We start from the raw sequence: 22,822 nt of genomic DNA, 5'->3' as shown, positions 1-22,822 counted from the left end.
TAGGAGATAAACATTAAATTTGTAATAGAAAATTGAAATATATGAGAGTTACACTGGAAATATCGGATTTTGATGAGATGAAAAAGCTTCTTTCTTTATTTCAGACCATGAAATTAGAGAGTATTAAAATTATTTCTCCTAAGAATGAGGCTAAGCCTAATATCTTGAAAGGGAACAAAACAATCAATCCAAAAGATCTTTTTGGCATTTGGAAAGATGCACCAAAAAATATAGAAGACATAAGAACTAAAGCCTGGGATCGTAAATAACAGTCATGGTTTTGTGCGATACTAATATTCTAATTCATGCATTTAATGGTAATGTGAATACCATAAAAGCTTTAGAAGAAATAGGCTTTGCAAACATTGTACTTTCGTCAATTACAACGATGGAGTTATTGCAAGGCATGGGAAATAAAGCAGAGCTAGCACAGATGAAGAAAAAGATTAAGTATTACGACATTATTCATTTTAATAGCCATATATCGCAGAAATCTATAGAACTTATCGAAGGTTTTAAGTTAAGTCATCATCTTCAAATTCCAGATGCAATTATTGGAGCAACCGCAATTGTTAACGAAATAGAATTGTTTACTTATAACAAAAAAGACTTCGATTTTATGCCCAATATTATGCTCTACTAAAATCACTTTAATTTTGCTCCATTAATCCCTTATGAGCAGTTTCGACCATAAAACAGCATTAACCACAATTCCACATAAACCCGGAGTATACCAGTATTGGGATGCTGATGGAAAGCTCATGTATATTGGTAAAGCGAAAGACCTGCGCAACCGTGTAGGTTCGTATTTTAACAGTGACAGGAACCAGTTTAATGGCAAAACAAGGGTATTGGTATCCAAGATCAGGAAAATCACTTTTACCATTGTTGATACGGAGATTGATGCCTGGCTATTGGAAAACAGCCTGATCAAAAAACATCAGCCAAAATTCAATATCAACTTAAAGGACGATAAAACCTACCCATGGATTATCGTAAAAAATGAAAATTTCCCGCGGATCTACTGGACACGCAAAGTGATTAAGGATGGCTCTACCTATTTCGGCCCCTATGGTTCTATAGGCATGATGCACACCATTTTGGATCTGATCAAAGAAACTTATCCTTTACGCACCTGTAATTTACCCTTAACGGAAAAAAACATAGATGAAGGTAAATTTAAAGTTTGCCTCGAATATCAGATCGGTAACTGCAAAGGCCCCTGCCAGAACTACCAGACCGAAGCTGATTACAATAAAAATATTGGCGAGATCAAGGAAATCCTGAATGGTAAAATCGGAAATGTCATCCGCGATGTTAAAGCAGTCATTAAATACGCGTCAGAAAACCTCAATTTCGAACTTGCACATCAATATGCAAGGCGATTGGAAGTACTGGAAAAATACCAGAGCAAATCGACTGTGGTAAACAGTGCCATTACCAATGTGGATGTGGTGAGCATTGCTTCAGATGAACGTTACGCTTTTGTAAACTACTTAAAAGTGATGAACGGAACCATTATCCAAACCCAGACCATTGAGGTTAAAAAGCAACTGGATGAAAGTGATGACGAGATTTTGACCCTGGCGATGTTAGAGTTCAGAACCAAGTTCAATAGTACCTCTAAAGAAATTATTGTTCCTTTCGAACTTTCATTGGAAGACGAAAGTTTAAAATTTACAGTCCCCAAACTGGGCGAAAAGAAGAAGCTTTTAGAGCTCTCGCAAAAGAATGTACTATTCTTCAAAAAAGAGAAGCTTAACCAATACGAAAAACTAAATCCCGATTTACGCACTGATCGGATTTTAACCACTATGCAAAAAGATCTGCGCTTAACGCAGCTTCCGAAACACATCGAATGTTTTGATAACTCTAACTTTCAGGGAAAATATCCGGTTTCTGCAATTGTGGTTTTTAGAGATGCCAAACCTTCTAAAAAAGATTACCGCCATTTTAATGTGAAAACGGTTGAAGGCCCCAACGATTTTGCCACCATGGAAGAGGCCGTTTTCCGTCGCTACAGGAGAATGTTGGATGAGAACCAGTCTTTACCTCAGCTCATCATTATTGATGGTGGTAAAGGACAGCTTTCATCAGCGGTGAAGAGCTTAAAATTATTGGGCATAGAGAACAAAGTAACTGTTATCGGCATAGCCAAGCGGTTAGAAGAACTGTTTTATCCCGGCGATTCCTTTCCATTATATTTAGATAAGAAATCTGAAACCTTAAAAGTGATACAGCAACTGCGTGATGAGGCCCACCGTTTCGGAATAACCTTTCACCGCAAGAAACGCGACCAGGGCACACTTAAAACCGAGCTTGAACAGATTGAGGGTATTGGAAAAACGACCGCAGATAAACTGCTCACGCATTTTAAATCGGTTAAAAAGATTAAAGAAGCTACAGAAAAAGAACTTTCAGCAGTACTTAATAAAAAGCAGGTAGTTGCCTTACTTACCCATTTTAACGAAGTATAAATCCATTAAATTAATAACAGGTACAGTTGTAAAAATGTTAACATTTTGTTAATCCAGATTGTACTATATTCAAATCCTTTTCCTATAACTTAGGGCTGTTCATACGCTCGTAAAAACATCCCTACTTACATGAATAATGAAATCTTGGCTACCATAAGCAAACTTTTGTTGGGCGTATGGTATTTTACCGAGTCTGAAAGCCCTTTTAAAGCAGCAGATTGGGGCAAAATTACACCTTCAGCACTATTGCAGAAAATTGCTATCCAATATCATGCTGATCCTTCCGATTTAAAACAAATCGATCAAGCTGCATTTTTTGATAGTTTAATATCAAACGTCGATAAAGCAGATGCACCAATGGTTGAAAATGCAGGCAAAATCGCCACTTTGTACACCTTTTTAAAGCAAAAACTATCCAATATTACAGTAGTCAGAGTAGAAGGCGCCAGCCGGATTCCTGTGCTTATTGCTGGTTATTTACCAGATGGTACCTGTATCATGATTGAAACTTTTGCTATCGAAACCTAAAACCCCTTACATCCTTTAAATAATCCTAAAAAAATGAAAGCATTAAAAAAATTAAGCTTATTGGCTGTATTATGCCTTGGCCTTGCTGCCTGTAAAAAAGACAACCCAACGCAGCCGGGCAACAGCCAATTTGAGCAAAAGTTAAACAGTAAAGCAGCTACCGCTGGTACCCAGGCTGTAGTTGCCGGTTTCCCCGAAACATTCGAATCTGGCGGCAAAGGAAGTTACGCAGTTGGGTCAGTAACTTTAAGTAGCGGAAGCTGGAGCCTTGACGATGCCTTAATTGGAAATCTCGCTGGAGATGCTAAGAATGGCAGTCAATCAGTACGTATCCGTAACACGGGCACACTGAGCATGAATTTCAACGTCGCTGGAGCCGATGTGGTAACGGTTGCCCACGCCAAATATGGTAGCGATGCCAATAGTACCTGGCAGCTTTGGTACTCTACCGATAGCGGTTCGAGCTGGCAACAAACCGGTAGCACCATTAGCACCAGCTCAACAACTTTAACTACCGCAACATTCAATGTATCCATTTCCGGAAATGTTCGTTTCCAAATCCGTAAAATAAGTGGAGGTACTGCCCGCATCAATATCGACGATTTTAGTATTTCAACCGGCGACGGTGGAACAACTCCTCCACCAACCACTTCTGGCGATGATAGTAACCTTTTATTGGGTAATCCGAGTAATGCTGTTGCCAGCACATCTTCTCCTGAAAATTACCTGATGGATCACACTTACTATACAAGTTCTTACAGTAGAAGCAGGGCTACACCAAACTGGGTCAGCTGGCATATTGGATCGTCTGATTTAGGCTCAAATTCACGTCAGAATGATTTCAGAGCCGATACTGCTTTACCTTCAGGTTGGTACGAGGTATCGAATAGCAGCTATTCGGGTTCAGGTTTCGATCGTGGCCATAACTGCCCATCTGCTGATCGGACTGCTTCCGTAACTTCTAACTCGTCCACATTCTTAATGAGCAACATGATGCCGCAGGCACCTAACAATAACCAGGGTCCTTGGGCCGACCTGGAAAATTACACGCGATCATTGGTTACAGCAGGTAACGAAGTTTATATCATTTGTGGTTCTTATGGTTCTGGTGGTACAGGAAGCAATGGAGGTGTTACCTATACCATTGATAATGGCCGTATTAACGTACCCTCAAATACATGGAAAGTTATTGTGGTATTATTAAACGGAAATAATGATTTAAGCAGGATTACATCTTCTACGAGAGTAATTGCAGTAAACATGCCCAATACAAATGGTTTAAATACCAACTGGAAAACATTCCGCACCTCGGTTAATTCAATTGAATCTGCCACAGGATATGATCTTTTATCGAATGTACCTACATCAATTCAAAATGTAATAGAAGCTGCTACTGATAACCAGTAGGCTAATTAGTCAAATTTAAAGCGGTAATCCATCGATTTGGATTACCGCTTTTTTATTTCATGCAATCCATATGTATCATTTATCGTGATCAGATAGATACCCGATGAAATGAATTGCAAAGGACAAACTTATATTCTTCTGCCCATTTTATCAATTCAAAAGAAGGTAGTCATTTCGGATAAAGCGCAGTCGCGAATATTGGGAAAAGCGATCTATATCGAGGTAGATTTCTCGACTCCGCTCGAAATGACGGCAAAGAGAAAGGGATTCATTGTAAACAAAAAGGCTCCGATGAAAATCGAAGCCTTTTTTATGAGATTAATATTCCCAAAGACCTTGTTCGTAATCCAGAACAGATTTTTTAATCCTTTCTGATTCATACAACCGCTCTTTAGGATCTGCAATAATATCTCTGATTTTATTATCACCAGGATTCGATTCTTTTACAATATAACTGCTAAACAAGCGGCGGATAAAGAAATCATCGAAACTTAATGATGAAGCATCATTATTGGTATTAATCAGACGTTTCTTTGTCAAAATTTCCCTCGCTTCAGGATAGTACACCCAAAATACAGGCTGCCATTGTTTTGAAACCTCATTGTACTTTAATGGTGCGATGCCCACAATACGTGGTTCAAAAATAGAACGTTTTGTGTCGAAAATCCAATCTTCCTTTATTCTGAACTTCAAAAATAATTCAGGATTAAAATCATTAACAACTGTAGTAACAGTTCCGGTTTTATTGTTCGAAACCTCCGCTGTACCTAAAGCTGATTTCGCAGCAGAATCTGCAGACATTGGATTATTAAAAGCATCATCTTCATTTAAGGCACTATCAATTGGGGAATATGCGGTTAGTTCATCTTTTTTAATTGCTGCAATCAATACATCAATTAATCTTGATTTAGGCGATCTTAAAGCCGAGTTAACCGTATCACGTAAATCAATTTCTCTCCAGATCCTTTTTGCATAGAAAACATCCTCTTCCCTTACATCGGCCAAAGGAACCATTTCAGTACTGTCAATGTCCTTGCGGGCATAAAAACCATCTTTAGGTGGTACTTTGAGTTTCTTCTTAACCGTTTTAACAGGAGCTTTCACCGTATCTGCTGCAGGAGCAGCAGCCACCGGTGCAGCTTTTTTCGGTGCTAACTTCGTTGGCTTTTTTTGTGCATAAGCAAACGCGGTTAATAAAACTAAAATGGCAATACTTAAAATCCTTTTCATTTCTTTTATTTTACACTAAACGCTAATGAAGGCAATATCCTTTGACGCCCATCCGGCCCTATAGAAACAATATCTTCAAAAAACACCCTCGTACCAGGCGTAATTGAGTTCATGGCACCTTTAACCGCACCTGCAAAACTTCCACCGCTACCTGCAATGGTAACTGCATCTGAACGTGGTTTGATAATGGTTAATTTATAACGTTGTATTTTAAACTTAACATCAAAAGGAAAATCATCCAGATCTGCTTCAATCTCGGTTTCGCTTTTTAACTGCACCGAAGCAATATCGCCTCCCGCACGTCCGCCAACTTTTGCTACAGGCGCCGGAATGGCTTTCACCCTGAACTTTTGTGAACCAAGACTAACGGTTTTGCCTGCATTGTTTGCTGATACATTAATGGATACTTCCTGGCCTACCATGCTGCCCGGAACGTTCACATTGTAATTCCCGTTACTACCAGACATTGAACCTCCTGAAATGGAAGCACGAACACTTTCTAATGGAAAGCCTGCCGCTGACACGGTAAAGGGATTAGCAATACCTGCATAAATTACATTCAATTTTGTTGAAGAAACAGATGCTGAAGGTTTCGCTACCTGATAAGTTTGTGGCTGAGTTTTGTATTCCTTCACCTGGCCATCAGTCTGGCGAACCCTGATCGTACCTACCCAGGTAAACTGTCCAACACTACTGGTACCACCGGTATAAGTTCCTTTACCATCTTTAACGGATAATTTATTTCCGTTAACCGTAATATCGGGCGTTGATCTCGAATCGCTGGCTGTTAAAAATACTTCGGCAGTATAAGGCTGCCCTTGAATTACGTAAGAAGTAGGTGCAACTGCAACCGCCGCAAACTGATCCAGGTTAACCTGGGCTTTATCCATATTTCCGAACAATCTCTTCACTACTTCTGCCTCAGCATTTTTAGTATCTGTTTGTAGTTTGGTTAAAATGGTCATGGCCGCGGTAAGTGGTGTTCCCTCACCAAAGTAAGTTTCCTGCCAATTTCCTTTTCTTTTGCTTACCGGGTCTTTGGCTTCAAGAGAGAACGAAACGTTCGCCCGATCGGCCGGATCTAATAAAGAGATTAATTTCTCTCTGGTGGCATTGATTCTCTTCTTTAATTCATCCGCTTTTTTTTGATTAATCATGATATTCTGTGCAATATCCTGATTGGATCTATTCACCAGATCTTCCGTTTCAGGGTCGATCCCGTCGCCAGCCTGAGTAAATTCTTTTTTAATGCTTTCGATGTAATTATTTAAATCGTCAGCCGCCTTCTGCGCTTGCTTAGCCTTGTCGTAAATAGGCTGAGCACGTGCCGGCTCTTCTTTCAACTTCGAATTCTCGAAAGCAGAAAACAACTGATTAATACTTGTATTTACATTGTTTTTAGAAGTATCCAAACTATCGTTGATATTTTTGAATGCATCTAAAATGGTATCTGATACGTTTAAGGCAAGCATGGCCAACAATACCAAATACATGATATTGATCATCCGCTGCCTTGTTGTTTCTTTTCCGCCTGCCATGTTTGAGTAGCCTTTCCTTTAAAATTAAAAACTAAACAAATTATACACGTGGGCCGTTCATGGCCGATAACATATTGCCATAAATTGCATTTAGCGATGACAGGTTTTTAGCCAGCTTATTCACCTCTTCCTTAAACTGTTTCGAATCTTCCATCGATTCGTTAAAGTTTTGCATGGTTAATGATAAGTTTGAATAGAATTTATTCATCGATTTTAAATGCGCGCTGGAATCTTGTAATTCCAATTCATAAACTGCATTTAAAGCCGATAAGTTCTTAGCTAAATTGTTAACCTGTTCGTGGTATGCCTGAGAATCTACATTGCTTTCGCCCATTGCTTTTAAATTGGCCGTTGCTTTTTCAAAAGATGCGCTCAAGTTATCAAAACCGGCTGATGCGTTTTTAATCTTACCGGTTAATTCGTTTGTTGCTGTAGATGCATCTGCAACATTTGAAATTGCAGCTACTTTATCGCCAAACGTGCGCAAACCGGTACCTAAGCTTTCAATTAACTCCGGACCAATTTTAGCATCTGATAACATTTTATCCAAAGCTGCTGTATTAGACGGGGCCACTGTAGCAACAGGTCTGGCCGAAGCTGTTGGTAATTCTCCTTTAAAATCTGCTTGTAACTCAGGATAAACTCTTTCCCATGCTGGTTCCGGCTCTGGTGGAAAGAAACCTGTTAAGAAGAATAATAAAGCCTCTACCCCTAAACCAACGCCTATAATTAAATTTGCCCATGATCCACCAAGATGCGTAATTTTAAATAACGCTCCGATAATTACAATACTTGCTCCCCATGAAATTGCCACATGTAACCAGCCTGGTTGTTTTTTTGCTGCCATAAATTTGATGTTTTTCTTTAGTTTTAGTTGTTAGTAGGTTTAACGTCTTAAATCAGTACCCGGGTAAGATGAAACGCATCTGAAACCAATATATGACCTCTGTGTATCCTGATATTCGTATGTAGCCACAGCATTTTGTAAAAAATAGCCTGTATCTTTCCAAGAACCTCCTTTTACCACTTTACGCTTTTTGTATTTGCTGTCGCCTGCACCAGCATCATAAGTAAAGTTGGGGTTTAGATCGTGTAATAGCGGGCTGGCACCTTTATTATAAGCAGTGATAGTCCATTCAGATACGTTTCCGGCCATATTGTACAGGCCATAATCGTTAGGAAAATAAGATCTGACGCCTACCGTATAAATTCCACCATCGCTCGAATAATCGCCGCGGCCGGGTTTAAAGTTAGCTTGTAAACATCCTTTTGTATTCCTGATGTAAGGTCCTCCCCAAGGATATTTGGTTTTGGTATTACCGCCTCTTGCAGCATATTCAAATTCTGTTTCAGCCGGCAACCTGTAGTCTGATCTTGATCCAGCAGGCAGTTTCCTTGCTGTCGCAACACCATCGTACAATCTCGTTCTCCAGTGGGCAAAAGCTTTTGCCTGCTCCCAACTTACACCAACAACAGGATAGTCGTCATAAGAAGGGTGGTTGTAATAACCACGCACCATCGGATCGTTTTGTGAATAGGAATAATCTGTTTTCCAAACCATTGTATCAGGATAGATGGCAACCGTGTAACGATCGATATAATCCTGGCGTTTGCTGTTTGGATCTTTATGGCCAATAGCGGCTTTCTCCATATTTAATTCGGCATATGAATATTCGAATTTGCGAACATCCAGTTCTTTCTTCCCTGGAAGGGCATCTAAGCCTGAATAATACATACCGTCTAGCTGGCTTGCCTGGGCGGCCGCTGCCCCCCTGCCCTTATTACGCCAAATATTAACCCCGTTTGGGCCTACCTTTTTCCAATCGATGTATTTCTCTCCGCCAAGAGCCGTTGCCGCATTTCCTTTTGGGGTAATCATAAACTGTTGTGGATTTCCCATCATCACAATCGCAATAGAATCGCGTACCCAGTTGGTAAACTGGCGATATTCGGCATTTGAAATCTCGGTTTGATCCATAAAGAACGCACTGATCGTGGTCATTCTACTTGGTCCGTTCTGAGAAAAGGTGATATCTTCATCAGATCCCCCCAGTGGTGTATGCCCTGGTGGAATATAAACCATTCCTAATGGGATTCTATCGTTTTTAAATTTTCGGTTATAAGCGCCAACCAGCTCACCCTGGCCGCCATGGCCACAGCTTGCTAGCATTACAGTTATCCCTACAATAGCTAGAAGGTAGATTTTCTTCATATTTTCAAGGTTGTGCACAGCACGATTAGGAGCAATTTTATCAAAAATCACTGAAATTATCTACAAAAGCAAATATTTTACATGAAATCATTATCTAAACCCGGTTAAAGAAAGATTAACAATTAATCATCCGCCGATATGCGTTTTCAACAAAAGACATAACTCTCTTATTAACAGGAAAGTTATGCTTTTGTTGTGCTGACTTGAAAAAATATTTTTTATTGCTATTTATTAGATATTTTGATGTAATTCTCAATCGCCATGGTCATTGATGGAACACCTGGAGTTGGCGCGGCAATATCTACGATCAGATCCATATCCGTACAGGCTTTACTGGTATTGGTTCCAAAAGCCGCAATACGGGTATTGTTTTGTTTAAAATCAGGGAAATTTTTAAATAAAGATTGAATACTTGAAGGACTAAAAAATGCGATAACATCATAGAATACCTCGGCTAAATCAGATAGATCGCTCACTACAGTCCTAAATAAAACCGCCGGTGTAAAATTGTATCCGCTTTTTTCCAAAAACTTCATCGTATCTTCGGTTGCCACATCAGAACAAGGGTATAAAAATTTCTCGTTTGCATGTTTCTTTAACACTTCAGCCAAATCGGCTGCAGTTTGTTTACCAAAAAAGATCTTACGCTTACGATACTGGATATATTTCTGCAGATATAAAGCAATGGTTTCAGACAGGCAGAAATATTTTAATTCTGCCGGTACTTCATAACGCATTTCTTCGCAGATTCTAAAAAAATGATCTGCTGCATTTCGGCTGGTAAAAATCACAGCCGTAAAATCGGCCAGATTAATCTTATCCTTTCTAAAGTCTCTTGCGGGTACACCTTCAACGTGGATAAAAGACCTAAAATCAACTTTTAAGTTGTGTTTTTTGGCCAAATCATAATAAGGAGATTTTTCTGTTTCAGGTTTTGGTAAAGTAACCAAAATACTTTTTACTTTGCGGATTCTAGAGTCGTTCTTTTCTTGCATTTTTCCTTTTCCTGCTACAGTCCTATCGTTTTAATTAGTATGAGGACGGGACATATTTCAAGCGCGCAAAAGTACAAAAATAAATGCATTTTAGAAAACTTATTGTTAGAAAGTATCGTTACACCTGCCCTCAGGAGCTGAAAGGTAAAAATGACGCCTAACAACAAGAAAGCCAACACAATATAAACCGAACCGTATTTTAGCGGCGACAGGGCAAAAGCAACCACTAAGGGAATGAATAGCAGTGACGCATTGAAGTAACTGAGATACAAAATTGAAATATATTCCCCTACTGGTTTCTGCACATTAAACAGATAACCTAAAAATCGTAAGATGATTAGTTTGAGGGCATAAAAAACAATAATCGTGATGGAAATACTAAAGAAAAACTTAAAGCCGTCTTTAGCTTGATACATATCATTCCACTGGGCAACCAAAAAAAAGAACATTCCAAAAACGAAACCAAATTGCACAAAAAGCAACAAAAACGGCCATGAACTAAACAGGTTATCTTCTTTGTTAATATTGTTCAAAATCCTGTTACTGAAAAAGGCCTGAACGATTGCCGATAATTGCTTAGAAAAAGCATTTTTTAAAATGGCAAAGATAATAAGCATACCAAAAATAAAGCCTAATAAGCCTACGTTTCCCTTCGGAATTTTGGTACCCAACTGGTAAGGATTTGCTTTCTTCTTTAAATGCTGATACTTTTTGTGCCATGCCCACAAATCCAGCTTCGGAGAAAGATATTCCTTTTCAATAGTATCCAGAAGCGCGTTTTTATTAATTAAACGATCGGGAAGTACCCAGGTATGATGAATTAACGAATCGGTAACATACCGCTGCCTGGCCAATGTTGCCGAATCGGGCCGGTATCTTCGATATTGGTATTGCTTCACGGCTACGCTATCTGTTTGAACAGGAGTTTCCTGTGCCGCCAAAAAATTAGCAGACCATACAAACGCGAACAAAAAGAAAATAAATTTTGGCATGCGGTAAATCAAAACTTCAAGATGCAAAAGTAGTTGAATAATCAGGGTTTACCTAAAGAAAATAAATTGATTGGCGAATATGCACAGAAAGCTATTACTTAACATTACCAAACGAATAGTAAAGCTGTTACTTTACTTAGATTTGGAATTATATGCTGATGAGGCTTGTATATTATGACAATAAAGAAAAATTAACTTCGCTATCTTTGCAGCAATGTCTGGTATCTATATTCATATTCCTTTTTGTAAAAAGGCCTGCCACTATTGCGATTTTCATTTCAGCACTTCCTTAAAACATGCCGATGAAATGGTAGAAGCCATTTGTAAGGAAATAAAAATGAAAAAAGACCGGATTCACGGACAGGTTGGGAGTATCTATTTAGGCGGAGGTACACCTTCTATCCTATCTGAAAATGCGCTGCAAAAGATTTTTGATACGATTAACCAAACCTTTTCGGTGGATGCAAATGCGGAAATTACCATCGAAACCAATCCCGATGATTTAACGGCCCGGAAATTAAAGGAGCTGAAACAATTGCCGGTTAACCGCTTTAGTGTTGGAGTCCAATCGTTTTATGATGAGGATCTGATCTGGATGAACAGGGCGCACCAGGCCCAGGAAGCCGAGGATTGCATCAGAAGAAGTCAGGATGCCGGTTTTGAAAACTTAACCCTCGATTTAATTTATGGTTATCCTTTGCTTACAGATCAAAAATGGCTGAGCAATATCGAAAAGGCCATTGAACTTGAAGTTCCGCATATTTCTGCCTACGCACTTACTATTGAGCCCAGAACGGCTTTGGCCCATGCCATAAAAAACAAAAAACAAACGCCCGTAAGCGATAATCAAAGCGCTGCGCAGTTTGTAATTTTGATGGATAAACTGGTAAATGCCGGATTTGAACACTACGAAATTTCGAATTTGGCCAAAACAGGCCATTATGCCGTGCATAATACCAATTATTGGAAAGGCATAGATTATATTGGCATTGGTCCATCTGCACATGGTTTTAACGGCCAAAACCGGTATATAAACCCTGCGAATAATGCCTCTTACCTGGAAGCTTTAAACCAGAATAAACTTCCCGAAATGGTTGAAGAATTAAGTTTGCATGATAGATTTAATGAATATATCATGACTTCGCTGCGGACGATGTGGGGAACTGATTTACAAAAAATAAATAGCGATTTCGGAAGGGATTTTTTAGAAGAAACAAAATATAACCTTAAAAATTTTGAGGATAAAGACTGGCTGGTGATTGATGGTGATCATATTTATTTAAGTCAGAACGGAAAATTATTTGCCGATCATATTGCTTCGGAATTATTTATATTAGGAGATGAATGAGTAAATTGAGAACGATTGATTTAAAGAATAACTGAGTAGCGATCAAAACGACATTCACGCATTCAAAACTCACTCATTCAATAATTAGCAAAAATATGTCAAAAATTGTATGGATCACAGGCGCATCATCTGGTATCGGAGAAGCCTTAGTATATGAATATTTTAAAGCAGGAGATAAACTGATTATTTCAGGAAGAAACCGCGATGAATTATTCCGCGTTAAAGGAAACTGCCAAAATTCCTTTAATGTTCACGTTTTGCCATTCGATTTAAGCGAAACGGCTTCACTCGAAAATAAGGCTGCTGATGCCATTCGTATTTTTGGCAAGATCGATTTATTGATCAATTGCGGAGGTGTAAGCCAGCGAAGCCTGGCCCTGGCAACCAATCTACATACTGAACAGCAAATTATGGATACTAATTTTTGGGGTACGGTAGGGCTTAGTAAAGCGGTTTTACCCTCAATGATCGCCAAAGGTGGTGGCCAGATCGTAGTAATTAGCAGTCTTGTTGGGAAATTCGGTACGAAGTTCCGCTCTACTTATGCGGCCTCCAAACATGCGCTTCATGGCTATTTCGATTCGCTCCGATCGGAGGTTTACGATAAAAATATTGATATCACGATTATCTGTCCAGGTTTTATCAAAACCAATGTAACCTACAATGCGCTTACAGGAGATGGCAACCCACTTAATATAATGAGTGATGCGCATGAAAATGCCATGACAGCTGCCGAATGCGCTAAACAAATTGTGCAAGCTGCCGGCAGCAAAAAAGAAGAGGTTTATATCGGCGGAAAAGAAACCAGGGCAGTATTATTGAAACGGTTTTTTCCAAAGATTTTTTCAAAAAAAGTGAGAACGGCCAAGGTGAATTGATAAGCGTCTGGCGTCGGGCCTTAAGGGTGTTCAGCGATTTGAGAAGCGCACAGATCACAAGTTTTGTAAGCACCTATCTTTTCATAAATAGGCCTAATCAGGCGACTCCATTTTTTTTATCGGATTAACGAAAACGTTAAAATACTTTCATATAAATCGCCAAAAACATCTTTTCAAAATTTAAAAATAAAATTTTAAACACCTAATAATCAAAAACTTAATAGATAATTTTCAATTTCTAAAAACCAAGTATCTGTAAGCTGTCGTAAATGGAATCAAATAACAGAAACTTAAAATTAGAAATAATGAAAAATTTAATCTTATCCGCATTTGCCATCATTACCATGGCATTCACTAGTCAGGTTTACGCTCAAAAAAATCCAATGGTTGGCGGCGCTGCCATGTACGCAACCAAGGATATTGTTGATAACGCGGTAAATTCAAAAGACCACACTACATTGGTGGCAGCAGTTAAAGCGGCAGGTTTGGTAGAAACATTAAAAGGTGCTGGTCCTTTTACAGTTTTTGCACCAACCAATGCTGCCTTCGATAAACTTCCTGCCGGAACCGTAGATAACCTGGTTAAACCAGAAAACAAAGCAACCCTTACCAAAATTTTAACTTACCATGTTGTTGCAGGCAAAATGGACAGTAAAGCAATTGCAAAAGCAATAAAAGCTGGTGGTGGCAAAGCAGAATTAACAACCGTAGAAGGTGGTAAACTTTGGGCCTGGATGGAAGGCAAAAAACTGATGCTAAAAGATGAAAAAGGCGGAATGAGTACAGTTACGATTGCAGACGTTTATCAAAAAAATGGTGTGATCCACGTAGTAGATACCGTATTAATGCCTAAATAACATTAAAATACATCCTTATTATTAGCAAAAACGTTCTGTCGAAAGTCGGAACGTTTTTGTTTTTTACACAGTTTATATCTACGCACCAGTCATAACCATAATTATTAATTTAACACAACCTTATACCATCTGACTTTTTTTGATGAATTGTCAGTTTTTTTTCAAGTTTTTGTATTTGTCATGCTTAGTGTTCTTAACTATTTAATTTTGCCCCATTAATAGTTTCTTAACATGAAATTCCTTTTATCTCCTATCGATATAGTTGAAGATATTTCCAAATCAGATTTCGAACTGAACTATCTTAAACCACGCAAACCTTTGGTAATAAAAAACATGGCCAAAAAATGGCCAGCTTACCAAAAATGGACGATGGAATACATGAAAGAAGTAGTTGGGGATAAAACTGTTCCACTCTACGACAGTTCCAAAGCTGATCCTTCCAAACCTATCAATGCATCTGCTGCCGAAATGAAATTTGGCGATTACATAGACCTGATTAAGGAAACTCCGACTGACCTGCGCATCTTTTTATTTGATCCGATAAAGTTTGCACCTGAGCTGCTGGAAGATTACATTGCACCAAAAGATTTAATGGGTGGTTTTTTAGATAGTTACCCTAATATGTTCTTCGGCGGTAAAGGCTCAGTAACCTTTTTGCATTACGACATTGATTTAGCACACATTTTCCACACCCACTTTAACGGACGGAAGCATGTAATCTTATTTGATTATAAATGGAAAGAACGTTTGTATCAAATTCCATATGCCACTTATGCCCTGGAAGATTATGATGTAGAGAATCCCGATTTTGATAAATTTCCCGCATTAAAAGGTGTTCAGGGTATTGAAGCATTTTTAGAGCATGGCGATACTTTATTTATGCCTACAGGTTACTGGCACTGGATGAAATACCTGGACGGATCATTTTCGATCAGCTTAAGGGCATGGGATAAAAGCTGGATGGTGAAAGCAAAAAGCTTGTATAACTTAACTTTACAGCGTAAATTTGACGACTTTATGAAAGCAAACTACCGCGAGAAGTACATGCAATGGAAAGAAAATCTTGCAGTTAAAAGAGCGGGCAGAGCGCTTGAGAAAAATTTACCGAAATAATAATGACTGAATCAATTTATCTTAAAGTTTCAAATAATTCAGTCATTCACCTATCCAACATATGCATTCCAATATTCTAAAAATCCAAAAAGAAATTGAGCCGCTTAGGCAAGAGATTATCAACCATAAAGTATACTCGGCAATTAATGAGGTGGAAGATCTCCGCATTTTTATGGAACACCATATTTTTGCAGTTTGGGATTTTATGTCGCTGCTTAAATCCTTACAGATAAATTTAACCTGCACAAACTTACCCTGGTTCCCGGTAGGCGATCCGGTTACCCGGCAACTGATCAATGAAATTGTTGCGGGAGAAGAATCGGATGTGGATGCTGATGGAAACATAAAAAGCCACTTTGAACTCTATCTGGATGCCATGGAACAATGTAATGCAAATACTAAACCTATCCAGATCTTTTTGGCAGAACTGAAAAACGGGAAAAGCTTCGATGAGGCTTTTGAAATCGCCGGGGCACCAGCAAGTGCAAGGGATTTTGTGAATGCAACTTTCGAAACCATTAATAGTGGAAAACCCCATTTACAGGCAGCAAGTTTCACTTTTGGCCGTGAGGATTTAATACCAAACATGTTTTTTAGCTTGGTAAATGACCTGAATAGTACCCAGCCTGAACAGGTTTCGATCTTTAAATATTACCTGGAGCGCCATATAGAAGTAGATGGTGACCACCACAGCCATTTAGCACTCTCCATGACGGAGAAGCTTTGTGAAAAAGATGAATCATTTTGGACAGAAGCCGAAGAAACTGCAAAAATTGCGCTACAAAAAAGGATCGAACTGTGGGACGCTGCCTATGCCGAAATGATCAAAAATAAAGTGGAGGCTTAATTATTAAATTGTTAAGTATTTACTAATTTTAGATTACGTGATTTTAGTCACATTTAGCTGTTAACAACAATTTTATAAAATAAAATTTACACATTTGTTGTTCGGCACAAATAACCGATTTTTAAAAGCATGAGTTTCATTTTAAAACCTGTTGATATCGTTGAGAGCATCACTCCCGAAGATTTTAAGAAAAATTATCTAAAAACTAAACGTCCGTTAGTAATCAGAGGCCTAACCAAAGATTGGCCTGCCAGAGAGAAATGGACGACTGAATATTTAAAAGAAATTGGTGGAGAACTCGAGGTGCCGCTTTACGATAACTCTAAGGCAGATCCGTCAAAGCCGATTAATGCGGCAACCGCACACATGAAATTTGGCGATTACCTTGACCTGATCAAACGGGAACCAACTGAGCTGCGCATATTCTTTTTTAATCTGTTTAAAAAAGTACCCAGTTTAATTAATGATGTTAAAATCCCCAAAGATTTAATGGGTGGCTTTATAGAAAGCATGCCTGCAATGTTTTTCGGCGGTTCTAACTCGGTAACCTTTTTGCATTACGATATCGATTTACCGCATATTTTCCACACACACTTTGGCGGCAGAAAGCACATCATCTTATTCGATTATAAATGGAAAGACAGGTTGTATTGCCTGCCAAATGCAACTTATGCTTTGGAAGATTACGATGTGGCCAACCCGGATTTTAAGAAATTCCCGGCGCTAAATGGTGTTGAAGGTTATGAAGTGTTTTTAGAACACGGCGATACCTTATTTATGCCAACCGGAATGTGGCACTGGATGAAATATGTGGACGGTTCATTTTCGCTAAGCTTAAGAGCCTGGGATCAATCCATTACACGTAAAATTGCCAGTGTTTGGAGTTTATTTACCCATGGTGCCATTGACAGTCTGATTAAAATGACTTTCAAAGAAAAATATGCCCATTGGAGAGAGAAAAGAGCGGTTAAAATAGCAGAGAAAGCTTTGGCGAAAGGCAAGCCGTAAAATTGAAAAAAATTAAAATACAACGGGACATCGGTAAACGATAGTCCCGTTTTTTATTATTATTGCGAAAACACTTTAGCGGAATAAAAATCAGATTAGCAATGAACACCAATAAACTTACTGAAAAACAAAAAATGCTGGGTGGCCAAGCTTATCAAGCGGGTGATGCCGAACTTGCAAAAGAAAGATTAAAAGCCCGGGAACTGGTTTATGAGTTTAATCACCTGGCTCCCAAATTCGTTAAACAGCGCAAAGAATTACTAAAAAGGCTATTCGGCAAAACCGAAAGGATGTTTTATGTAGAACCACCCTTCAGATGCGATTATGGTTATAACATTGAAATCGGAGATAATTTTTACGCCAATTTTAACCTCGTTATTTTAGATTGTGCCAAGGTAAGTATTGGCAACAACGTTTTTATTGCACCAAATGTAGCCATATATACTGCCGGGCATCCAATCCATGCTCATTTACGTGATCAGGAATACGAATGGGCACAAGAAATTACCATTGGTAATAGTGTTTGGATCGGCGGAAATGTAGTCATTAATCCGGGCGTTAAAATAGGGTCTAATGTAGTAATCGGATCTGGAAGTATTGTTACCAGAGATATTCCGGATAACGTTTTTGCTGCGGGAAACCCATGCAGGGTAATCCGCCAGCTAACAGATGCAGATAAAGATTATTATTACAAGGATTTTAAGTTAGGTGAATAAAGAATCGTCCCGATTTGCAATCCTACCGTGTTGACACATCTTTTGCTAAGTTTCAGGGATATTTTTGATTCTCCATCCAATATTTATTTCAGCGAATTTTTGTAGACCAATCCATAATGTTGTTATTCCAGGCGGTCTTTCGCTTGCATAGCCTTTCCAGCCCCCCAGTCTGGCTATTGTCCAAACATGTCTTTTTAGGCTCTGCTTTTTATATAGATTTTTTTGTTTTTCAGTTTTTCCCTCCAATATTTTGATAAGATCTTCGCTGCACTCCTGTTCCTGTTTGGAAAAGCAGCTTTCGGCACAGAGGCCTTCTTCCTCTGGAACAGCATATGAGAGCTGCATCATAAAAAGCTTTAGTATCACATCCAACATTAGAAGGCTTAATTTCCTAATACTCTGACCATATTCGAGTTCGCTGGCCTCAATATTGAATCCTTCTTTTTTTAATATCCTAAAAACTTCTTCTATAGTCCAACGCCAGCTGTACCACTCTATACAACATAACGCCATATCAATATTTTCTAAAGGTATTGTCGTTAAGATCCTCCAACAAACAGGGTTGTTGCAGCCTTTTGATACTTTCTCCTTTGCCTCGATATAGAATAGCTTAACCGTATCGGGGCTTTCTTTTGAACTTGTGCCGGTTCTTTTGATCTCAACCTCTTTATACCTTACTTCTATATCGGCTATTCGGGTAGATCTCTTCTTTCTCTTATCGCCCTCAACCTTAATCTGATAACTGCCCTGGGCAGGGTGACCATCAAACACGTCGAAAAGCTTTGTTTTATCCGTAAGGGTACGGTTGGTGCTTGCCCGCACCAGCAAATCCGTTCTTTCATCGGGTATGCAGGAAAACTGTTCATAAATATCGCCTTCCCTATCCTGTACAATAATGATGGATTCAGCTTCTTTCAAAGCCTCTTTGCTCTTCTTGGACGATTCTATCCATTTATATGACTCCTTTTCCTGTATGGGAAGCGTGCTGTATTTACGCACATGTTTATTGACCCGAACCTCGGGCCTATTCCAAATTTTGATATAGGAAAAGCCATAGGGAACACAGCTTTGGGCATCCACAACCAGGGATGGATGGAGTAAATAGCCCAAACCTTGGAATTTTGCATTGGTAGTACCTAAACTACCATCTTTTTGCAATCGGTTTCTATGTTTGTACATATTGATTTCTGTACTATCCTGGATGCATAAGACTGTTTTTCCCTTGCAACTTACTCCACAACGGGAGGATATATCGGAAATGATGCTATCTTCTTCAACCCGCTCATTCTTCAGGAATCTATAAAAACCTTTTGCCTGTGAAAGGCTATCGGACAGTTGGCGTATGGAATGGACACCTTTGGTAAACAAATTATTTATAACCTCGACACAACGGTTATTTAAACGCTTGTCTGGAAAACAATCTCTATACCCATTTGATAATAACATCTACAAAACTAAAAATATTTGTGTCCACACGGTAGGATTTGCAATCGGGATGCTCGAGAATAGCGATTGTATCGCCTTAAAAATTACTCCCTTTCGCATTTGAAAGTGCTAATCTCCCGAATTCCCGTTACAAACGGGGACTATAGTGATGATAATTTCACTTATGATTCAGCTCCTGTAAAGAGCATCTGGATTCTCGATTGCACTACGCTCAAAATGACGACCTCTGGGAAATTTTTATTACCAACGCAATTTGGCCTCCCTCTTCCATTTTACATCTCACATCTTCGCCCTTAGCTACTATGATCAACAATTACTTTCCATTCGCCCTTAATTTTTTTAATCAATAAGGTAAAATAACCCTTAAGTTCATCCTTTTCACGTTTTACATTCCAGCTGCCGAGTACAAAAGCCAGATCAGACCTTAAAAAATCGACCTTTTTGATGCCAAACACCAAAAACCCCATGGCAGATTTATCAGGATAACCCTTTTTATAATTATCCAATGTTTTCTGCCAGCCGTAAGTCGGTCCACTTTTACCAACAAAAAGCAGACTATCCGATTTTTCATAACCTTGCATAAAGGCTTCAACATCGCCTTTGTTCCAATCGGTACGCTGCCTTTCAAGAAGATTAAGTATGGCCTGCTTATCTTTCGAATTTTGAGCAAAAGCGCCAAGAGAGGTAAAAATTAATGCAATTAAAAGTATTTTTTTCATGATTATTGAAGTTAACGTAAAAATTAAAGATATGAAACAAATTATTTTGTTCCATGGGTAAAAATTCTTTATTTACAGCTCTATAAATCTACTATGCAAAATAAAGTAATTACAATTGGTGAAATACTCTGGGATGTTTTCCCAGAAGGGAAAAAAGCTGGCGGCTCGAGCATGAATGTTGCGCTCAATTTGCACAAGCAAGGTATGGAGAGCCAATTTATCAGCGCTGTGGGCAATGACGAAAATGGCAGAGCACTTCTTAGTTTTCTAACCGGCAACCACTTTGAAACTGATCTGATCCAAGTTCACAACGAGTTACCCACCAGTACGGTTGTGGTGCAACTAGATGAAAACCATCAGGCTACTTACACCATAAAAAAGCCTGTAGCATGGGATGATATCAAAGTTACTGATGATAACACCAAAGCTGTAAAACAGGCTGATGCATTAGTATATTGCAGCTTAACCTGCAGGGAAGAAAAATCAAGAGAAGCCATCCTGGCACTTTTAGAAAATGCCAAGATTAAAATATTCGATATCAACCTCCGGGCGCCATTTTATTCGAAAGAATTAATCGGAGCGCTTTTGGCAAAAGCAGATATCCTGAAAATAAATGAAGATGAGCTGGTTTGGGTACAAGAATCGTTTGGTTTAACAGGCAATACTGACGAACAATTATTAAAACAGCTTTCAACTCAGTTTGATATCGGAATCATTTGCCTTACACTTGGCGATAAGGGTGCTTGTGTATTAAAGGAAGGCAAATTATTCAAACATACAGGTTATAAAGTGCAGGTAGCTGATACAGTTGGCGCTGGTGACGCTTTTTTAGCCACCTTTATTGCCTGTTATCTGCAAGGTTATCCGATGGAAACCACTTTGGACAATGCCTGTAAGGTTGGTGCTTTTGTAGCTTCACAGCCTGGGGCAAATCCTGAGTATAATAAGAAAATTTACCATATGTCGCTCGAATAAACATTCTGCTTCCAGTTGACAGTTTTCAGTTGACAGTTTTCAGTCTTCAGTTGACAGTCTTCAGATTCCAGTTCACCTTTCTATTATACCGATGGCATTTGCGTTAGGGATTGTAAGGGTTCAGTGCCGGTTCTTTACCGGTACCGAAGCGAAGCGTAGCCCTGGAAAGCCCGACCCTTGCGCAGCTTGGTGAAACGCCCAAATGAGTTTGCATTTTACTGTTTGCAGTTTACATTAACTGTTGGAATTTTTAATTTGATTGTGCTTTAGCCTCTCAGCTTTTAACTTTTCGCTCGCTCCCAAATATGACACCGCGCTTAAATTAAAACAAAGCGAAACTTTTATCTTCGATAAATCGTTAATACAAACACATGAGAGGTTTTCGTTTTTCTGATTATAAGCCGGGCGATGCGCCGAAGGGCGGGTTTGATGAGTTGCTGAAATTATTTAGCGAACTGCTGAATTATACAGCGGGAGATGCAGCAGAGGCATTAAGCTGGCTGAACGAACTCGACAAACAATACAAACTAACCAATAACGATTACGGTATCGGTAATTTTATCGACGACCTGAAAGATAAAGGTTACCTGACGGAAGACAATCAATCCGGAGCATTTAAAATTACTGCTAAAACAGAACAGACCATCCGAAAATCGGCCTTAGACGAGATTTTCGGCAAGCTCAAAAAATCTGGTCGCGGTAACCACAACAGTAATCAATCTGGAATTGGTGAGGAAAAAAATGCCGACAGACGGGAATATAATTTTGGTGACAGCCTGGATCAGATCGACATGACCGCTTCGATACAAAATGCACAGATTAACCATGGCATTGGCGATTTCACTTTAACTGACCGTGATCTGGAAGTAGAGGAAAAGGATTTCAAAACCTTAACTTCTACGGTATTGATGATCGATATTTCTCACTCCATGATTTTATATGGTGAAGACCGGATAACACCTGCAAAAAAAGTTGCCATGGCTTTAGCCGAGCTGATTAAAACGAAATACCCGAAGGATACTTTAGATATCGTGGTTTTCGGAAATGATGCCTGGCCCATCAGCGTTAAAGACTTGCCTTATCTGCAGGTTGGACCTTACCATACCAATACGTATGCAGGATTGGAATTGGCTGCGGATTTACTCCGCCGGAGGAAAACGCATAATAAACAGATTTTTATGATTACCGACGGAAAACCAACCTGCCTGAAGGAAAATGGCAGATACTATAAAAACAGCATGGGCTTGGATAGGAAGGTCATCAATAAAACCTTAAACATGGCAGCCCAATGTAAGCGGCTGAAGATCCCGATTACAACATTTATGATTGCCAAAGATCCTTACCTGCAACAGTTTGTTCGGCAGTTTACCGAAATTAATGGCGGCAGGGCTTTTTATAGCTCTCTAAATGGTTTGGGCGAATACATTTTTGAAGATTACATTAAAAACAGAAGAAAAACAGTTAAGTAAGGTTGAAGGTAAAAGGCATAACGCATAAGGCATAAGGCTTAAGGTAAAACCCATTGCCAGTTCCTGC

The 22,822-nt window shown here is 39.1% G+C and carries 22 protein-coding genes; 14 read left to right on the top strand and 8 right to left on the bottom strand.

Annotated elements, in window-relative coordinates; translation table 11 throughout:
• The first annotated feature begins 41 nt into the window (after positions 1-41).
• From DV942_RS16305 to DV942_RS16285, 5 genes are all read left to right on the top strand, one after another.
• Positions 42-269: a hypothetical protein gene (locus DV942_RS16305; RefSeq protein WP_090983237.1), complete on the top strand. Its 228-nt coding sequence runs from the start codon at positions 42-44 to the stop codon at positions 267-269.
• Positions 270-280: 11 nt separating this feature from the next.
• The gene (locus tag DV942_RS16300) at positions 281-643 is read left to right on the top strand and encodes a type II toxin-antitoxin system VapC family toxin (protein WP_208864377.1); all 363 of its coding nucleotides are present in this window, start codon (positions 281-283) and stop codon (positions 641-643) included.
• A 31-nt stretch (positions 644-674) separates the two neighbouring features.
• A complete protein-coding gene (gene uvrC, locus DV942_RS16295) occupies positions 675-2,477 on the top strand; it encodes an excinuclease ABC subunit UvrC (protein WP_145859233.1) in 1,803 nt (600 codons plus the stop codon).
• Between the two features lie 129 nt (positions 2,478-2,606).
• A complete protein-coding gene (locus tag DV942_RS16290; protein ID WP_145859230.1) occupies positions 2,607-3,005 on the top strand; it encodes a nuclease A inhibitor family protein in 399 nt (132 codons plus the stop codon).
• A gap of 33 nt (positions 3,006-3,038) precedes the next feature.
• Positions 3,039-4,412 carry a DNA/RNA non-specific endonuclease gene (locus DV942_RS16285; protein ID WP_145859227.1) on the top strand — a complete coding sequence of 458 codons (1,374 nt, stop codon included), beginning with the start codon at positions 3,039-3,041 and terminating at the stop codon, positions 4,410-4,412.
• Positions 4,413-4,730: 318 nt separating this feature from the next.
• Here DV942_RS16285 and porN read toward each other — a convergent pair whose 3' ends face one another.
• From porN to DV942_RS16255, 6 genes are all read right to left on the bottom strand, one after another.
• A complete protein-coding gene (porN, locus tag DV942_RS16280; protein WP_090983226.1) occupies positions 4,731-5,642 on the bottom strand; it encodes a type IX secretion system ring subunit PorN/GldN in 912 nt (303 codons plus the stop codon).
• A 5-nt stretch (positions 5,643-5,647) separates the two neighbouring features.
• On the bottom strand, positions 5,648-7,180 hold the full coding sequence (porM, locus tag DV942_RS16275) for a type IX secretion system motor protein PorM/GldM (RefSeq protein WP_145859224.1): 1,533 nt from the start codon (positions 7,178-7,180) through the stop codon (positions 5,648-5,650).
• 40 nt (positions 7,181-7,220) lie between these two features.
• Positions 7,221-8,027: a type IX secretion system motor protein PorL/GldL gene (gene porL / locus DV942_RS16270; RefSeq protein WP_145859221.1), complete on the bottom strand. Its 807-nt coding sequence runs from the start codon at positions 8,025-8,027 to the stop codon at positions 7,221-7,223.
• A 39-nt stretch (positions 8,028-8,066) separates the two neighbouring features.
• Positions 8,067-9,392 carry a T9SS ring complex lipoprotein PorK/GldK gene (gene porK / locus DV942_RS16265; protein ID WP_090983354.1) on the bottom strand — a complete coding sequence of 442 codons (1,326 nt, stop codon included), beginning with the start codon at positions 9,390-9,392 and terminating at the stop codon, positions 8,067-8,069.
• Positions 9,393-9,616: 224 nt separating this feature from the next.
• On the bottom strand, positions 9,617-10,387 hold the full coding sequence (locus DV942_RS16260; RefSeq protein ID WP_090983220.1) for a uroporphyrinogen-III synthase: 771 nt from the start codon (positions 10,385-10,387) through the stop codon (positions 9,617-9,619).
• A 14-nt stretch (positions 10,388-10,401) separates the two neighbouring features.
• Positions 10,402-11,379, bottom strand: coding sequence for a DUF4271 domain-containing protein (locus DV942_RS16255; protein ID WP_145859218.1), 978 nt, complete (start codon positions 11,377-11,379; stop codon positions 10,402-10,404).
• 214 nt (positions 11,380-11,593) lie between these two features.
• Between DV942_RS16255 and hemW the strand changes: the two genes are divergently transcribed.
• From hemW to DV942_RS16220, 7 genes are all read left to right on the top strand, one after another.
• Entirely contained in the window at positions 11,594-12,727 is a 1,134-nt protein-coding gene (gene hemW / locus DV942_RS16250) for a radical SAM family heme chaperone HemW (RefSeq protein WP_145859216.1), read from the top strand.
• 95 nt (positions 12,728-12,822) lie between these two features.
• Positions 12,823-13,605, top strand: a complete 783-nt coding sequence (locus tag DV942_RS16245; protein ID WP_145859213.1) for an SDR family oxidoreductase — start codon at positions 12,823-12,825, stop codon at positions 13,603-13,605.
• Between the two features lie 305 nt (positions 13,606-13,910).
• A complete protein-coding gene (locus DV942_RS16240; RefSeq protein WP_145859211.1) occupies positions 13,911-14,462 on the top strand; it encodes a fasciclin domain-containing protein in 552 nt (183 codons plus the stop codon).
• 231 nt (positions 14,463-14,693) lie between these two features.
• Positions 14,694-15,575 carry a cupin-like domain-containing protein gene (locus DV942_RS16235; protein WP_145859207.1) on the top strand — a complete coding sequence of 294 codons (882 nt, stop codon included), beginning with the start codon at positions 14,694-14,696 and terminating at the stop codon, positions 15,573-15,575.
• Positions 15,576-15,636: 61 nt separating this feature from the next.
• Positions 15,637-16,422, top strand: a complete 786-nt coding sequence (locus DV942_RS16230; protein ID WP_145859204.1) for a DUF3050 domain-containing protein — start codon at positions 15,637-15,639, stop codon at positions 16,420-16,422.
• A gap of 129 nt (positions 16,423-16,551) precedes the next feature.
• Positions 16,552-17,430 carry a cupin-like domain-containing protein gene (locus tag DV942_RS16225; protein ID WP_090983207.1) on the top strand — a complete coding sequence of 293 codons (879 nt, stop codon included), beginning with the start codon at positions 16,552-16,554 and terminating at the stop codon, positions 17,428-17,430.
• Positions 17,431-17,531: 101 nt separating this feature from the next.
• The gene (locus tag DV942_RS16220) at positions 17,532-18,146 is read left to right on the top strand and encodes a sugar O-acetyltransferase (protein WP_145859201.1); all 615 of its coding nucleotides are present in this window, start codon (positions 17,532-17,534) and stop codon (positions 18,144-18,146) included.
• Positions 18,147-18,191: 45 nt separating this feature from the next.
• On the opposite strand, the gene DV942_RS16215 is transcribed toward DV942_RS16220, so the two are convergent.
• Entirely contained in the window at positions 18,192-19,592 is a 1,401-nt protein-coding gene (locus DV942_RS16215; protein ID WP_145855910.1) for an IS4 family transposase, read from the bottom strand.
• Positions 19,593-19,885: 293 nt separating this feature from the next.
• Positions 19,886-20,311: a YybH family protein gene (locus DV942_RS16210; protein WP_145859199.1), complete on the bottom strand. Its 426-nt coding sequence runs from the start codon at positions 20,309-20,311 to the stop codon at positions 19,886-19,888.
• Positions 20,312-20,404: 93 nt separating this feature from the next.
• On the opposite strand from DV942_RS16210, the gene DV942_RS16205 reads away from it, so the two are divergent.
• Both DV942_RS16205 and DV942_RS16200 read left to right on the top strand, forming a co-directional pair.
• Positions 20,405-21,286, top strand: coding sequence for a carbohydrate kinase family protein (locus DV942_RS16205; protein ID WP_145859197.1), 882 nt, complete (start codon positions 20,405-20,407; stop codon positions 21,284-21,286).
• Between the two features lie 371 nt (positions 21,287-21,657).
• Positions 21,658-22,755: a vWA domain-containing protein gene (locus tag DV942_RS16200; RefSeq protein ID WP_145859195.1), complete on the top strand. Its 1,098-nt coding sequence runs from the start codon at positions 21,658-21,660 to the stop codon at positions 22,753-22,755.
• The last annotated feature ends 67 nt before the right edge of the window (positions 22,756-22,822 follow it).

Origin of the sequence: Pedobacter suwonensis (assembly GCF_007833675.1) — a bacterium.
GTDB lineage: Bacteria > Bacteroidota > Bacteroidia > Sphingobacteriales > Sphingobacteriaceae > Pedobacter > Pedobacter suwonensis.
This window is presented reverse-complemented; position numbering and strand designations above follow the sequence as displayed.